A 14,412-nucleotide genomic window follows, 5' to 3' on the forward strand; every position below is an offset into this window, starting at 1 on the left:
AGTCTTGATCACTCCGACCCAAAGAATTGCCGGGCTGCGCGCCTCGCCAGCATGGAGAATACCTGACCAAGAACTGATCAGGTTTCGCAGCAATTCTTATCGTTTCACATGACGCCTTCGATTTAACTTGGGAACAACCATCGGCGCCGCTTAGCGGAAGCTCTTAGACCATCGCAATGAGGAGATAATAGGGAAATGATGTGGCAGTCCGAATTTCGCGTCTGAACATGGAAAATCGGTAATGTCAGAAACTATGAAAGGTCAGGAATACCGCGGCAGCGCCGAAAGCAGGCGATGCAGCGTATCGATCGTCGAGAAATCGGCGATCCCGTCTACCCGTTCGGGGCGGAAATGCCGCTGGAAGGCTTCCACGTCCCCGGCCGTCTTATCGCTGAATTCGCCTGTGATCTCAGTGCCGTAACCATAGAGCGACAGCATGGACTGCAGTGCCTCGATCGGCTGCCCGCGATCACCGCGCTGGAAGAAGCGCCCGCCGGTAATAGCGGCCGGTTCCACCCAATGGCCGATGCCGGCCCGATACAGCTCGCGCCAGGGGAATTTTTCGCCCGGATCGACCTTGCGCACAGGGGCGACGTCGGAGTGGCCGAGCACCCTTTCAGGCGCGATTGACCAGCGATCGCCGCAATCGCGACATAATTCGATCACCGCCGCAATCTGCTTTTTCGGATAATCCGGAAGCCCGCCCGGATGGCCGGCATTGGCGATCTCGATGCCGATTGACAGTGAGTTGATATCCGTCTCGCCGTGCCAGAAACTCTTGCCCGCATGCCATGCGCGCCGATTCTCAGGCACGAGTTGCACGATCTCGCCGTCCGGGTGCACGAAATAATGGCTTGAGACCTGGCTTTCGTCCCGACAGAGCCACTCGAGTGCTCCTTCCGGGCTCGGCATGCCGGTATAGTGCAGCAGGATCATATCAGGCTTGCGTCCGTCAGCGCGCTCGCCATGGTTCGGCGAAGGCTGGACGCACGCCTGCTTGTAATCGGCCTCGAATGAGGTCATGCGGCGCGGCGTTCCTTTTCGATCGCCGCATAGGCGTCGTTCAGCGCTGCCATACGTTCATTGGCAATCGCATGAAACTCTTCCGGCACGCCGCGCGAGATCAGCCGGTCCGGATGATGCTCGCTGACGAGCACATGGTAGTGGCGGCGGATCGTCGGGAAATCATCTGCCGGCGAAACTCCGAGAACCTTGTAGGGGTCGCGTCCATCGGAAACGTGACGCGCAGCGATCTGATCGAAACGGGCCTCGCTCATCTGGAAGATCTCGGCGATATGGCGCAGGAAATTCATTTCATTCTCGTGGATCAGCCCATCCGCCTTGGCAATATGGAACAGACCATCAAGAACGTCTTCCAGAACCGGGCAATTGGCGGCGCAGGTCGAGCAGAGCGTAGACAGCTTCGCTGCATAGGCCTCGTAACCGGCAACGTCCTGGCGGGCGAGATTATAGAGGCGCGCGACATTCTTCGCCTCGCTCGGAGGAAACTCGAAGATATCGCGGAAAGCCTGCACTTCCTTTTCGCTGACGATACCGTCAGCCTTTGCCATCTTGGCCGAAAGCGCAATGACAGCTACGGAGAAAGCAACCTTGCGGCGCGTCTCCGGATCACCTTCGAAAACCGTGCGAATAGCCTCGACCACCGCGGAGAGCGCATTGCCCGCCGCATTGCCAATGGCATTCACCAGTTTTTCCCAGAAAGACATCGTCATCTTCTCGCAATGCAGCAAGTTCTAGAAGAAACACCTTGACCAAATAATCGTTGCCATTGCAAGGCGGCTATTGGTCGTAGGTTTGAAAACAGTTTTCACAATTCGGTAATGGTCGCTGATGCCGCGACCATCCGCTGTGTCCGCCATTTCCTGTATTATCCACACAGCGGCCGGCGATTTCCACAACACTTATGGATAGGTGGACTGGCATTGAACCGATTATATCGCCGCTTCCGGCACCCGCTCCGCAGAAAGGCGCGTTTTTCGTAAATTCTTTACTTTACAGGCCACTTTCCCTGCCGCATCCATGCGTTACCTGAAGCATGTCGCGCAAAACTGTACAGCGGTTTTGCGGTCACGACATGCGGAAAACAAAGACTTAACGCGTGGCAGACGGATCTGAAAAATCGTGACACGCTTTAGGCTGCACGTAGTCGCGCATCGGGCGCCAAAGGAGGGATTATGGCCAAACAGAAAGTCGCAATGCTGACCGCCGGAGGCCTCGCGCCCTGCCTCTCATCCGCCGTCGGCGGCCTCATCGAACGATATAGCGACGTTGCACCCGATATCGAGCTCATCGCCTACAAGTCCGGTTATCAGGGCGTGCTGCTCGGCGACAGCGTCGCGATCAACAAGGAAATGCGCGAGAAGGCGCCGCGCCTGCACCGTTATGGCGGCTCGCCGATCGGCAACAGCCGCGTGAAGCTCACCAATGCCGCCGACTGCGTGAAGCGCGGTCTCGTCAAGGAAGGCGAAAATCCGTTGCGGGTCGCCGCGGAGCGCCTTGCCAATGACGGCGTCACCATCTTGCATACGATCGGCGGCGACGACACGAATACGACAGCCGCGGATCTGGCCGCCTATCTTGCGGCAAACGGTTATGATCTCACGGTCGTCGGCCTGCCGAAAACCGTCGACAACGACGTCGTGCCGATCCGCCAGTCGCTCGGCGCCTGGACGGCCGCCGAAGTCGGCGCCCACTTCTTCGACAATGTCAGCAACGAACAGACCGCCGCCCCGCGCACGCTCGTCATTCACGAGGTCATGGGCCGCCACTGCGGCTGGCTGACGGCCGCTACCGCCCGCGCCTATCTCCAGCGCACCAAAGGCAATGAATATGTCGATGGCCTGATGATGAACGCGCATATGAAGAGCATCGACGCCGTCTACCTGCCGGAAATGGCCTTCGATCTCGATGCCGAGGCCGCGCGCCTGAAGGAGATCATGGACCGCACCGGCCATGCCACGGTCTTCGTATCGGAAGGCGCCTGCCTCGATGCCATCGTTGCCGAACGCGAGGCCGCCGGCGAGACGGTCAAGCGCGATGCCTTCGGACATGTGAAGATCGACACGATCAATGTCGGCGCCTGGTTCCAGAAGCAGTTCGCAAGCCTGCTCGATGCCGAGCGCTCGCTCGTCCAGAAATCCGGTTATTTCGCCCGTTCAGCACCGGCAAACGGCGACGATCTGCGCCTGATCCAGAGCATGGTAGACCTCGCAGTCGAAAGCGCTCTCAACAAGATCTCGGGTGTAACCGGCCATGATGAAGCGCAGAACGGCAAGTTGCGCACAATAGAATTTCCGCGCATCAAGGGTGGCAAGCCATTTGATCTTGCAACCGCATGGTTTGGTGAAGTAATGAGCCAGATCGGGCAAAAATACAGGGCGGCATGATTGACGGATGGCTAATATGGTGTCTTTGCTTGTTCTCTAGGAATAGGAGGAGATTCCATGTCGCTTGAAGCTTGGCTCGCTTTTGCAGCCGCATCCGCCATCATGCTCGCCATACCGGGACCGACCATTCTTCTGGTCGTTTCCTATGCGCTGGGTCATGGCCGGAAAACGGCGCTGGCGACCGTTTCGGGCGTGGCGCTCGGCGATTTCACGGCCATGACGGCGTCGCTTTTTGGACTGGGCGCACTGCTCGCCGCATCCGCGACACTGTTCACCGTGCTGAAGTGGATCGGCGGCGCTTACCTGATTTGGCTCGGAATCAAGCTCTGGCGGGCTCCGATCGTCGGCGAACACATCGCGGACAACGATAACCTGCCGGAAGAAAAGTCGCTGCGGATCTTCCTGCACGCCTATATGGTGACGGCGTTGAACCCGAAGAGCATTGTCTTCTTCGTCGCCTTCGTTCCGCAGTTCCTCAACCCCGCCCTTCCCTTCTTCGATCAGATGCTGATCATGGAAGCGACATTCCTCGTTCTCGCCACCATTAATGCGTCCTGCTACGCCATGGCCGCGCATGCCGCCCGAGGCCTGATTCGTAAGGCCAGCGTGCAGCGCGCGGTCAACCGCACCGGTGGCACTCTCCTCATCGCTGCCGGCGCCGTAACCGCCGGGTATCGTCGTATTGCAGCCTAGTAATATTCCGTGGTTGCTGGAAAGCCACGAATAGGTTAATGGCTATCCCCGGGCTTAAGGTATTTAGTAACTTTTAAGACGCTGCCGGGGCGGCGGGATTCACGAAAGTGAGAGAATGGTAGCGATCGGATTTTCCGGCCTGAAACGCAGTCTTGTGGTCTCTACCATGCTCTGCGGTGTCATTTCCGGATGCGCGAGCGTCGAATATACCTCTCAGGCGGAACTGACCGCCGCACAGACCGTGATTCCCATGCCGAAGCCGGGTGAAGATGCAACGCTGGCTGCTATCCCGACTGCTGAAGGCGCAAACGGCCCGGCCGTCGCCACTCTCAATCCCCAGGCAGCAACTGCCGCACCTGTTCTCACTGCAGCCGCAATGCCGAATGTCGTCTCCCCCGTGCAGCAGCAGGCTGGCGATTTTGCCATGCAGGGCGGTGTCCAGCAGGTTGCCGTCAACGGCTATGCTCCCATTCCGCTCACGCCCGAAATGACGGCGATCCAGTCCGTCGTTCCGACGCCGCGTCCGGGCTCGCCGGCAAGCCCCTCCACGCAGCTTGCCTTCGCCGCCACCACACCGCAGAACGGCGCGCTCGCAGCGCTTGCCGCCGTCGACACCACACCGCGCTTCACCATGGACTACGGCTTCGACGAGTCCGGTCCGATCGATCCGCCGGCCGCCCCGCCGATGTTCAGCGATGACGACCGCGACGATGCGCCGACCGTCGAAAAGAGCTTCGTCAGCAAGCTCATCAGCAAATATTCGAAGCTTTACGAAATTCCGGAATCGCTGCTCCACCGCGTCGTTCATCGCGAGAGCCGCTACAATTCCAAGGCCTACAACAAGCGCGGCTACTTCGGTCTCATGCAGATCAAGTACAACACCGCAAAGTCGATGGGTTACGGCGGCAATCCCGCCGGCCTCTTCGACGCCGAAACCAATATCAAATATGCAGGCAAGTACCTGCAGGGCGCCTGGCAGGTAGCCGACAAGAAGGAAGACGACGCCGTTCGTCTCTATGCCCGCGGTTACTATTATGACGCCAAGCGCAAGGGCATGACCGACATTGCCCAAGGCAATTACTGATAGTCCAATTACTGATACAAAACACCATCAGTGACGGGCCTCAGCCGGCTTCGCCGACTGAAGCGTATTGAGAATTTCCTTCAGCACGATCTGCGGCCTGTAGCCCAGCCAGCTCGGCGTCAACCCCATGCGGACGAAAACGAGATTGGCCGAAGGAATGATTGCCACCGTCTGGCCGTCATGGCCCTGCATCCAGAACGTATCCTGCGGCAGGCCGAATTCCGCGCTCGTGCCGCCCCCCGGCCCCGCAAGCCAGGCCTGGCCTTGCGTATATTTGCCGCCCGAACTTGCCGTCGGCGTGCGGATCATCGCAACAAACCCTTCCGGCAAAAGCCTCTGGCCGTTCCACACGCCATCCTGAAGCAGGAACTGGCCGAAACGCGCCCAGTCATGCCCCGTGGCATAGAGATAGGAACTGCCGGTAAACGTACCGCGCTCATCGGCCTCGAAGACAGCGCTCGTCATCCCGAGTGGAGAAAACAGCGCATCGCGGGGATAATCGAACGCCGCCCGCGGATCGCCGACCTTGTTCATCCAGATACGTGACAGAAGCACGGCCGTACCGCTGGAATACCGGAAAACTGAGCCCGGAGCAGCCACCAGAGGCGCACCGGCCGGCAGGGAAACCATATCGGGGTCGAGGTAGAGCATGCGCGTCACATCGGCAACTGCGCCATAATCCTCGTTGAAAGCGAGCCCGCTTTCCATGCCGAGCAAGTCGGAGAGCTTGATGTCGCCGCGCGGATCATTCGCCCATTGCGGCAGGAGATGCGTGTCATCGAAGGAGATCTTGCCCGACAGCATCAGCCTGCCGATCAGCGCCGCATTGACGGTCTTCGTCATCGACCAGCCGACCAGCGGCGTATCGGCGTTGAAGCCCGGCCCGTAGCTTTCGGCAATGATGCGACCATCCTGCACGACGACCATCGCCCGCATGGCAGGCCCAGCAAGCTTGGCGTCGGCGAGAAGGGCCGCGACTTTGGCATTGCCGGTCGCAGGATCAACGCCGTCGCCGTCCGGCCAGACCGCGTCATTTTCACCCACCTGAGGCGCCGGCACCAGCGGTGCGGCCCTGGCGGCGGCATCGAAATCGCCATCAGGCACGCTCGTGCAGCCCAGAGCACCGCGATAAAGCGCGTAGCTCGGCGCAAACAGGCCCATGAAACGCGAAGTCACCCGCCCGCTGTCACGATCGATCTCGACGCGCATCAGCCTGAGCAGCGGGTTTCCAGGCGCTTGGACATCGTCGTAAAGAACGGCGTCGGGATCACGACCGGCAATAAAGACATTGGAGCAGACGATCTTGGCTGCGTAGCCATTGCCCACCTTCAGGAGCTCCGGCGGGCTTATGGAGAGCCACGCGACTGCGCCTATGGCAACGAGAATGACGAGCAGGGTCAAGCCCTTGAAGATACGCGGAACAACTCGCATGCAATCCTCCACGGAACGGAGAGAAGCAGGAAACTTGGCTCACGGAAAGAGAGAAGCGAAAAGAAGTGTTTTAATCGACTTCAAATTTCGCGGAAGTCTTGGCCGGGTCTCCTCGAAGCCTTGGCCCACAGGGCTCGTCATCAAACTGTAGCAGAGGCGCGTTACACGCCCTGAACGCTAAAAAGGTGACAGACTCATGTCGGAATTTGCACCGGATACCGGCTTCCGCAAGAACCGGAAACTCAAGGCAGCGCTTCTCCGCCACAAGGCTTTTTCCAAGGACGGCTTCTCCGAGCGTCTCTTCGGCCTTCTCTTCTCCGGCCTCGTATACCCACAGATCTGGGAAGACCCGGATCTCGATATGCAGGCGATGGAGCTGAAGCCCAATCACCGTATCGTCACGATCGGCTCGGGCGGCTGCAACATGCTGGCCTACCTTTCCAAGGCGCCGGCTTCGATCGACGTGGTCGACCTCAATCCGCACCACATTGCGCTGAACAGGCTGAAGCTTGCCGCCTTCAAGAACCTGCCGGGCCATTCCGATCTCGTGCGCTTCCTGGCGATGCCGAACGAGAAGTCGAACAGCCGGGTTTTCGACCGCTATCTGTCGTCCAATCTCGATGATACGACCCGCGCCTACTGGAACACCCGCAAGTTCGGCCGCCGGCGCGTCACGGTTTTTGACCGCAACATTTATGAAACCGGCCTGCTCGGCCGCTTCATCGGTGCCGCTCATCTTCTCGCCCGCCTGCATGGCGTGAAACTGCAGGAAATGACCAAGGCCCGCACGATTCGCGAGCAGCGCCAGTTCTTCGACGATCAGATCGCTCCTCTCTTTGAAAAGCCCGTCGTTCGCTGGATCACCAACCGCAAGAGCTCGCTTTTCGGTCTTGGCATTCCGCCGCAGCAATATGACGAGCTGGCAAGCCTTGCCGCCGACAATTCCATCGCACCGGTTCTGAAACACCGTCTGGAAAAGCTCGCCTGCCATTTCCCGATGCGCGACAACTATTTCGCCTGGCAGGCCTTTGCGCGCCGCTACGCCGATGGCGAGGAAGGCCCGCTGCCGACCTATCTGAAGCCGGAGCACTATGAGGTGATCCGCGCCAATGTCGACCGCGTTAACGTACACCACGCAAGCTTCACCGAGCTTCTGGCCGGCGAGCCCGCCGCATCGCGCGACCGCTACATCCTGCTCGACGCGCAGGACTGGATGACGGACCAGCAGCTCAATGATGTCTGGCGCGAAATCACCCGCACCGCCCGCGATGGAGCCCGCGTGATCTTCCGCACGGCCGCCGAAAAGAGCATCATCGAAGGCCGCCTTGCCCCTGAAATCCGCGACCAGTGGCATTATTTCGAAGAGCAGTCGCGTGAGATGACCACCCAGGACCGCTCGGCAATCTACGGCGGCTTCCACATCTACGGGAAGAAGGCGTGAGCAAAGTCGACGAGATGACCGTCAAGAGCGAGGAACATGCCGACCTGATGGACGGCATGTACCGCTACCAGCGCCATTTCTATGATCTCACCCGCAAATATTATCTTCTCGGCCGTGACAGCACGATCCGCAATCTCGACGTTCCCGAGGGCGGCACGCTCCTAGAAGTCGGCTGCGGCACCGGCCGCAACATGGCGCTTGCCCACAAGCATTTCCCGACGGCCAAGCTCTACGGTCTCGACATTTCCCAGGAAATGCTGATTTCCGCCCGCAAGACTTTCGCCACCAAGGCGACGGTCCCGGATTTCCGGGTGGCGGATGCCACGGCCTATACGCCGCGCGAATTCGGCACCACCGGTTTCGACCGCATTCTGATTTCCTATGCACTGTCGATGATCCCGGATTGGGAACGCGCGGTGGATGCGTCGATTGCCGCGCTCAATCCCGGCGGCCAGCTCCACATCGTCGATTTCGGCCAGCAGGAGGGCCTGCCCGGCTGGTTCCGCAGCCTGCTGCAGGCCTGGCTCGCCAAATTCCATGTCACGCCGCGTGCCAATCTGCGCGAGGTTCTGGAAGCGCAATCCGCTGAAAACAACGCGCGGCTGTCGTTCGAGACGATCGGCGGCGGTTACGCCTGGCGGGCGGCGATTATCAGCAGGCGCTCATAATTCGCTTGTAAATAACCATTTTTTTACGTTGATATTAGAAAAGAGGGTTATACCCTCTGCAGGGCGCGTCTTTTCGAAGGTCAGGCTGTGGGGCAGATCCATCATCACGACGGAACATTTATGCGTCGGCTTCTGTTTTGCGTCCTGCCGCTTGCCCTGCTGCTCGCCGGTTGCAGCTCCACGGGTTACGATTATCTCGAAACCGCTTCTATAAAGCCGAAGGCCCGCTTCAAGGATACCGATCCCCAGGATTTCGGGCCCAAGCGCCCGCAGCAAAACGCTGTCCACGGCATCGACATTTCCAAATGGCAGGGTGATATCGACTGGCAGACGGTGCGCAAATCCGGCGTCGCCTTCGCCTTCATCAAGGCGACCGAAGGCAAGGACAGGATCGATCCGCGCTTTGACGAATACTGGCGCGAGGCAGCTGCGTCAGGCATTCCGCATGCGCCCTATCACTTCTATTATTTCTGCTCCTCCGCCGACGACCAGGCCGACTGGTTCATCCGCAACGTTCCCAGGGAATCCATGCGTCTGCCGCCGGTGCTGGATGTCGAGTGGAATGCAGAATCGAAGACCTGTCGCTTCCGCCCCGACCCGGCCACCGTACGTTCTGAAATGCAGCGCTTCATGGATCGCCTGGAAGCCTATTACGGCAAGCGGCCGATCATCTACACCTCTGTCGATTTCCACCGCGAGAATCTAGCCGGCTATTTCCAGGACTATCATTTCTGGGTCCGCTCGACCGCCAAACATCCTGACGTGACCTATGCCGACCGACGCTGGGCCTTCTGGCAGTATACGTCGACAGGCGTCATTCCCGGCATTCAGGGGCCAACGGATATCAATGTCTTCGCCGGCTCCGCGAAAAACTGGAACAACTGGGTGGCTGACGTTTCCAAGGATAGAAATTCTTAGTAACGTGCCCTAATCTTTCTTGCTTCCGTCACATTCATCTGTGAAATCGGCGGCATTCTATGTCATTTTACGAGGATCGTTTCATGCACCGCTCGCTCAAAAGCTGCTCTGCACTTGCCCTTCTGTTTGCCTGCGTCCTAGCAACAGGCGCTGCCGCCCAGCAGGCTCCGGATGCGGCAGCTTCGGCCCCGGCAGCACCCTGCGGTGGCGATCTCTCCACCTTCCTCCAGGGCGTCAAGAAAGAGGCGATTGCAGCGGGTGCGAGCGCCGAAGCAGCAGACCAGGCGTTGGCCGGCGCTGAGATCGATCCCAAAGTCCTGAGCCGCGACCGGGCCCAGGGCGTCTTCCGCCAGACCTTTCTGGAATTCTCGCAGCGCACCGTCAGCCAGGCTCGCCTCGATATCGGCCGCCAGAAGATGAAGCAATATGCCGATGTTTTTGCCCGCGCCGAGCAGGAATTCGGCGTTCCCGCCGGGATCATCACCGCCTTCTGGGCAATGGAAACGGATTTCGGCGCCGTACAGGGCGATTTCAACACGCGTAACGCGCTGGTGACGCTTTCCCATGACTGCCGGCGCCCGGAACTCTTCCGCCCGCAGTTGATCGCCCTCATCGAAATGGTGCAGCATGGCGACCTCGACCCGCAGACCAACACCGGCGCCTGGGCCGGTGAAATCGGCCAGGTTCAGATGCTGCCGCGCGATATCATCGCCTATGGCATGGATGGCGACGGCGACGGCCATGTTCGCCTCAAGCAGAGCGGCCCGGACGCGATCCTGACGGCCGCCAAGTTTATCCAGCATCTCGGCTTCGAGCGCGGCCAGCCCTGGCTGCAGGAAGTCACCGTGCCAGATAACCTTCCCTGGGAAAAGTCGGGCCTCGGCGGCACGATGACGGCTGGCGAATGGTTCAACCTCGGCGTCAAGCCGCGTGACGGCAACACCGCTTTCGCCAATCTCGAAGGCGATCTCGTCCTGCCGCAGGGTCGCCTTGGACCAGCCTTCATCGCCTATCCCAATTTCAAGATCTATCTGGAATGGAACAAGTCGTTCATCTACACGACCTCTGCGGCCTATTTCGCGACCCGCCTCTCCGGCGCCCCGACCTATCAGAAGGGCACGCCCGAACAGGGCCTTTCCAACGACCAGATGAAGCAGCTGCAGACGAAGCTCGATTCGCTTGGCCATGACGTCGGCGAGATCGACGGCATCCTTGGCTCCGGCACTCGTGTGGCGATCCAGAAGGAACAGCTCCGCCTCGGCATACCGGCCGACGGCTGGGCGACACCGGCCCTGCTGAACGCGCTCTGAGACTTCACATTTTCTCTTTCGCCACCCGGCTGCATGAATCGGGTGGCGGCTATCCGCCGATCGGTTAAACCTCCCAGCAAATGGGAGGGATCGGCATGGAACAGAAAATGAGTGCTTTGACCTGGGGGCTTCTTGCCCTGCTCGGTCTGATCTGGGGCGGCTCCTTCTTCTTCGCGCGCATCGCTGTTGTGGAGGTGCCGCCACTCACCCTCGTCTTCCTGCGCCTCTCCATCGCAGCCGTCGCGCTGCATATCTACATCGGCGGGCGCTTCAGCATCTATCCACTGCTGAAGAGCCGGTGGCGCGAATTCCTCATTCTCGGCATCCTCAACAACGCACTGCCCCACGCGCTGATCTTCTTCGGTCAGACACGCATCGGCGCCGGCCTTGCCTCCATTCTCAATGCCACGACGCCGATCTGGACGGTGCTGATCGCCAATTACCTGACATCAGATGAGAAGCTCTCCTCGGCCAAGATCATCGGCTGCCTTACCGGCCTTCTCGGCACAGTCGTCCTCATAGGCCCGAGTATCACTGATGGCAGCGACCTGCCCCTCTGGGCACTTCTCCTACCCGTAGTCGCAGCGGTCTCCTACGGCTTTGCCGCCACTTACAGCAAGCGCTTCAAGGGCGTGGCGCCGCCCGTCATCGCTGCCGGCCAGATGACGGCATCCTCGCTGGTCGCCCTGCCGCTGTCGCTCGTTATGGACCATCCCTGGGCACTCTCCATCCCTTCGGCCAACGCCATCGCCGCCATTCTGGCAATCGCCCTGCTATCCACCGCCTTCGGTTATATTCTCTACTTCCGTATTCTGGCCGCTGCAGGCGCGACCAACGCCTCTCTGGTGACGCTGCTCGTGCCGCCGAGCGCGATCCTGCTCGGCTTCCTGTTCCTGGGTGAGCGACTGGAAATGACCGAGATTGCCGGCATGGCGCTGATCGGCGCGGGACTTGTCATACTGGATGGTCGCATCTACCACCGCTCTGGCGTGGTAACCTGAAATGATTATGCTGCAGTGCGCCATTCTTTCGCCAAAAGCGTGAATCGCTGCTATCGGTTTGTAACGAAGCGTTAAATTTTGAGAGCTTAATTTTCTAATTATATTTCAGTAGCTTGCAGGGTGGTTGCTAGACTTATCCACTGCCCTCTTCGGCAGTGCAGCACAAGAAGCGCTTCCCAACTAACACATTTCCGACATATTATTAGCTGGTTAACGCGAGGAGGCAGACATGGGACTTACGCAATCCTTGAATGTCCTGTTGGTCAGTGCAGCGTTCGCATTCGTCGTATCCATGCTCTTCATTTGAGCCGATACGAAGCGTAAAGACTGAATACCGAACTCCTGAAACAATCAGCCCCAGATATTGAAAAGCGCATGCCCCGCCCGGCATGCGCTTTTCCTATATGCTGATAACAGTATCTGTCTGATCAGGCGGCAGCGCCGGCGCTTCTCGCCGTCTGTCGCGAATGGCCGAGGTTGGCGAGAACGGCAGAAACCAGCGGCGCACGGTTCATCGTATAGAGATGGAACTCGTGGAGGCCGCGACGGACGAGATCCTCGATCTGCTCGGCTGCGACATCGGCGGCAACCTTGGCGCGCTCCTCCGGCTTGTCGTCATATCCGGCAAAACGTTGATCGAGGAAATCAGGGATGACCGTGCCGCAGGCGCCGGCAAAGCGCTTCAGCTGCGTCAGGTTCTGGATCGGCATGATGCCCGGCACGACAGGGATCCTGACGCCGGCTGCACGCACCTTTTCGAGGTAACGCTCGAAGTTGTCATTGTCGAAGAAGAACTGTGTCAGGGCGCGGTCGGCGCCATTGTCGGCCTTGCGCTTCAACATCTCGATGTCAGCCGCCTGGTCGCGGCTTTCCGGATGCTTTTCCGGATAGGCCGAGACGGAGATTTCGAAATTGCCGATCTGCTTGAGGCCGGCCACCAGTTCGGCTGCATTGGCATAGCCGCCCGGATGCGGCTGATAGGGCGCACCGACGCCGCCAGGCGCATCACCGCGCAGCGCCACGAAATGCGTGACGCCTGCCTTGCGGAAGCTGTCGACCACCTGATGCGTCTCTTCCTTCGTGGCGCTGACGCAGGTCAGGTGTGACGCAGTCGCAAGCGGCGTATCGGTCAGGAAGCGCGTGACCGTGGAGAGCGTCGGCGCCTTGGTGGTGCCGCCGGCGCCATAGGTCACCGAGACGAATTCCGGGTTCCAGTCCTGCAGGTCGCGGACGGTGTGCCAGAGCTGGCCCTCCATCTCCTCGGACTTCGGCGGGAAGAACTCGAAGGAGATCCTGATATCGCGGCGGCGGGCGTCGTTTTTCTGGGTCATTTATTCTCTCCCGGCAAATGTAGGTACGGCGCCTTCCGTCTCCAGTGAGGCCATCAGGCGCCTCGGGTCGCGTGCGAGCCAGACCGTGACCGTGAGGCCCTGCTCGCCCTGCTGACCCGGATGAAGGTCGACGACCTGCTCTATATCGAGCCCAGCCTTGCGCACCCAGTCCGACATGGCCTGATGCGAAAAGCCGAGACGCACATGGGCATGTTCGTCGCGAAGATATTCGAGATTGTGCGGCGCCAGATCGATAATGACGAGACGTCCGCCCGGCCGCAGCATGCGCGCGGCTTCCGTGATCGCGATGTCAGGCTGATCGAAGAAGTGCAGCACCTGATGGATGGTCACCAGATCGAAATCCTGCCCCTCGAAAGGCAGGTTCAGGATATCGGCGTGGCGCACCGAAGCCGTGGTGATGCGGGACTTGTCGAGATTGGCGCGCGCCACGCTCAGCATGTCGCGGCTGGCATCGACGCCGATCGCCCGGCGATAACGGCCGGCGAGAAGCTCCAGCATGCGGCCGGTGCCGGTGCCGAGGTCGAGCAGGGAATCGATCGGATTGGCCCCGAGCAGCTTGATGACGGCCGCATCCACCTCCTCGTCAGCAGCATGCAGACGGCGAAGCTCGTCCCATTCGGCGGCGTTGCGGCTGAAATAGGCCTGCGCCCGCTCGGCACGCTGGCGCTTGACGGACGCCAGACGCTCGCCGTCACGCTGGACGACAGGATCGTTTTCGGAGACATGCTTCAGCAAGGCCCGTACCAGGGCAGCGGCCTTGCCCTCCTGCGCCAGCCGGAAATAGGCCCAGGCGCCTTCCTGATAGCGGTCTATCAATTCCGCTTCGCCAAGCAGCTTCAGGTGCCGGGAGATACGGGGCTGGGATTGGCCGAGAATTTCCGTAAGATCTGTCACGGTGAGATCGCCCGCCGCCAGCAGCGCCAGCAGCCGCAGGCGCGTCGGTTCGCCGGCCGCCTTCAAGACGTCCACCAGCGCATCCAGTCCAAGCCTTAGGGGTTCGCTCATATTCTACCCAATCAAGATATAAAGATATCTTTATGTGATTTGGATAGCCGAGGCAAGCGGCATTTTACCGATTTGCGAACTTGCCTGTGGTGATAACGACAG

At 59.8% G+C, this 14,412-nt stretch carries 13 protein-coding genes; 8 read left to right on the plus strand and 5 right to left on the minus strand.

Going from position 1 to position 14,412, the window contains the following annotated elements:
• Positions 1-261 precede the first annotated feature (261 nt).
• A complete protein-coding gene (locus AB4Z13_RS13955; protein ID WP_113322236.1) occupies positions 262-1,023 on the minus strand; it encodes an N-acetylmuramoyl-L-alanine amidase in 762 nt (253 codons plus the stop codon).
• Positions 1,020-1,727, minus strand: a complete 708-nt coding sequence (locus tag AB4Z13_RS13960; RefSeq protein WP_113322237.1) for a J domain-containing protein — start codon at positions 1,725-1,727, stop codon at positions 1,020-1,022. Before AB4Z13_RS13960 ends, AB4Z13_RS13955 begins: the two co-directional genes overlap by 4 nt.
• 468 nt (positions 1,728-2,195) lie before the next feature.
• Between AB4Z13_RS13960 and AB4Z13_RS13965 the strand changes: the two genes are divergently transcribed.
• The 3 genes from AB4Z13_RS13965 (at position 2,196) to AB4Z13_RS13975 (ending at position 5,184) form a co-directional block, all read left to right on the plus strand.
• Positions 2,196-3,407 carry a pyrophosphate--fructose-6-phosphate 1-phosphotransferase gene (locus tag AB4Z13_RS13965; protein WP_439015942.1) on the plus strand — a complete coding sequence of 404 codons (1,212 nt, stop codon included), beginning with the start codon at positions 2,196-2,198 and terminating at the stop codon, positions 3,405-3,407.
• Positions 3,408-3,464: 57 nt separating this feature from the next.
• The gene (locus AB4Z13_RS13970; protein WP_439015943.1) at positions 3,465-4,100 is read left to right on the plus strand and encodes a LysE family translocator; all 636 of its coding nucleotides are present in this window, start codon (positions 3,465-3,467) and stop codon (positions 4,098-4,100) included.
• Positions 4,101-4,215: 115 nt separating this feature from the next.
• Complete coding sequence (locus AB4Z13_RS13975; RefSeq protein ID WP_439015944.1) at positions 4,216-5,184, plus strand: transglycosylase SLT domain-containing protein; 969 nt, start codon at positions 4,216-4,218, stop codon at positions 5,182-5,184.
• A 27-nt stretch (positions 5,185-5,211) separates the two neighbouring features.
• Here AB4Z13_RS13975 and AB4Z13_RS13980 read toward each other — a convergent pair whose 3' ends face one another.
• Positions 5,212-6,615 (minus strand): serine hydrolase domain-containing protein, encoded by a 1,404-nt coding sequence (locus tag AB4Z13_RS13980; protein ID WP_439015945.1) that lies wholly within the window; start codon positions 6,613-6,615, stop codon positions 5,212-5,214.
• Between the two features lie 196 nt (positions 6,616-6,811).
• Between AB4Z13_RS13980 and AB4Z13_RS13985 the strand changes: the two genes are divergently transcribed.
• The 5 genes from AB4Z13_RS13985 to AB4Z13_RS14005 all read left to right on the plus strand — a co-directional run bounded on the left by AB4Z13_RS13985 (position 6,812) and on the right by AB4Z13_RS14005 (position 11,953).
• The gene (locus AB4Z13_RS13985) at positions 6,812-8,056 is read left to right on the plus strand and encodes a DUF3419 family protein (RefSeq protein ID WP_439015946.1); all 1,245 of its coding nucleotides are present in this window, start codon (positions 6,812-6,814) and stop codon (positions 8,054-8,056) included.
• Positions 8,057-8,070: 14 nt separating this feature from the next.
• Positions 8,071-8,724 carry a class I SAM-dependent methyltransferase gene (locus tag AB4Z13_RS13990; protein WP_439017256.1) on the plus strand — a complete coding sequence of 218 codons (654 nt, stop codon included), beginning with the start codon at positions 8,071-8,073 and terminating at the stop codon, positions 8,722-8,724.
• 120 nt (positions 8,725-8,844) lie between these two features.
• Positions 8,845-9,642 carry a glycoside hydrolase family 25 protein gene (locus AB4Z13_RS13995; protein WP_113322243.1) on the plus strand — a complete coding sequence of 266 codons (798 nt, stop codon included), beginning with the start codon at positions 8,845-8,847 and terminating at the stop codon, positions 9,640-9,642.
• A gap of 83 nt (positions 9,643-9,725) precedes the next feature.
• The gene (locus AB4Z13_RS14000) at positions 9,726-10,952 is read left to right on the plus strand and encodes a lytic murein transglycosylase (RefSeq protein ID WP_113322248.1); all 1,227 of its coding nucleotides are present in this window, start codon (positions 9,726-9,728) and stop codon (positions 10,950-10,952) included.
• Positions 10,953-11,047: 95 nt separating this feature from the next.
• Positions 11,048-11,953, plus strand: a complete 906-nt coding sequence (locus AB4Z13_RS14005; protein WP_439015947.1) for a DMT family transporter — start codon at positions 11,048-11,050, stop codon at positions 11,951-11,953.
• 428 nt (positions 11,954-12,381) lie between these two features.
• On the opposite strand, the gene metF is transcribed toward AB4Z13_RS14005, so the two are convergent.
• A complete protein-coding gene (metF, locus tag AB4Z13_RS14010) occupies positions 12,382-13,284 on the minus strand; it encodes a methylenetetrahydrofolate reductase [NAD(P)H] (protein WP_439015948.1) in 903 nt (300 codons plus the stop codon).
• Complete coding sequence (locus AB4Z13_RS14015) at positions 13,285-14,310, minus strand: metalloregulator ArsR/SmtB family transcription factor (protein WP_113181102.1); 1,026 nt, start codon at positions 14,308-14,310, stop codon at positions 13,285-13,287. It lies immediately after the preceding gene.
• Positions 14,311-14,412: the final 102 nt, after the last annotated feature.

This window comes from Rhizobium sp. YAF28 (assembly GCF_052113285.1).
Taxonomy (GTDB): Bacteria; Pseudomonadota; Alphaproteobacteria; order Rhizobiales; family Rhizobiaceae; genus Rhizobium.

Coding starts and splice junctions, on each gene's coding strand:
- AB4Z13_RS13955 (WP_113322236.1), bottom strand. CDS start 1,023: ATGACCTCATTCGAGGCCGATTACAAGCAGGCGTGCGTCCAGCCTTCG.
- AB4Z13_RS13960 (WP_113322237.1), bottom strand. CDS start 1,727: ATGTCTTTCTGGGAAAAACTGGTGAATGCCATTGGCAATGCGGCGGGC.
- AB4Z13_RS13965 (WP_439015942.1), top strand. CDS start 2,196: ATGGCCAAACAGAAAGTCGCAATGCTGACCGCCGGAGGCCTCGCGCCC.
- AB4Z13_RS13970 (WP_439015943.1), top strand. CDS start 3,465: ATGTCGCTTGAAGCTTGGCTCGCTTTTGCAGCCGCATCCGCCATCATG.
- AB4Z13_RS13975 (WP_439015944.1), top strand. CDS start 4,216: ATGGTAGCGATCGGATTTTCCGGCCTGAAACGCAGTCTTGTGGTCTCT.
- AB4Z13_RS13980 (WP_439015945.1), bottom strand. CDS start 6,615: ATGCGAGTTGTTCCGCGTATCTTCAAGGGCTTGACCCTGCTCGTCATT.
- AB4Z13_RS13985 (WP_439015946.1), top strand. CDS start 6,812: ATGTCGGAATTTGCACCGGATACCGGCTTCCGCAAGAACCGGAAACTC.
- AB4Z13_RS13990 (WP_439017256.1), top strand. CDS start 8,071: ATGACCGTCAAGAGCGAGGAACATGCCGACCTGATGGACGGCATGTAC.
- AB4Z13_RS13995 (WP_113322243.1), top strand. CDS start 8,845: ATGCGTCGGCTTCTGTTTTGCGTCCTGCCGCTTGCCCTGCTGCTCGCC.
- AB4Z13_RS14000 (WP_113322248.1), top strand. CDS start 9,726: ATGCACCGCTCGCTCAAAAGCTGCTCTGCACTTGCCCTTCTGTTTGCC.
- AB4Z13_RS14005 (WP_439015947.1), top strand. CDS start 11,048: ATGGAACAGAAAATGAGTGCTTTGACCTGGGGGCTTCTTGCCCTGCTC.
- metF (WP_439015948.1), bottom strand. CDS start 13,284: ATGACCCAGAAAAACGACGCCCGCCGCCGCGATATCAGGATCTCCTTC.
- AB4Z13_RS14015 (WP_113181102.1), bottom strand. CDS start 14,310: ATGAGCGAACCCCTAAGGCTTGGACTGGATGCGCTGGTGGACGTCTTG.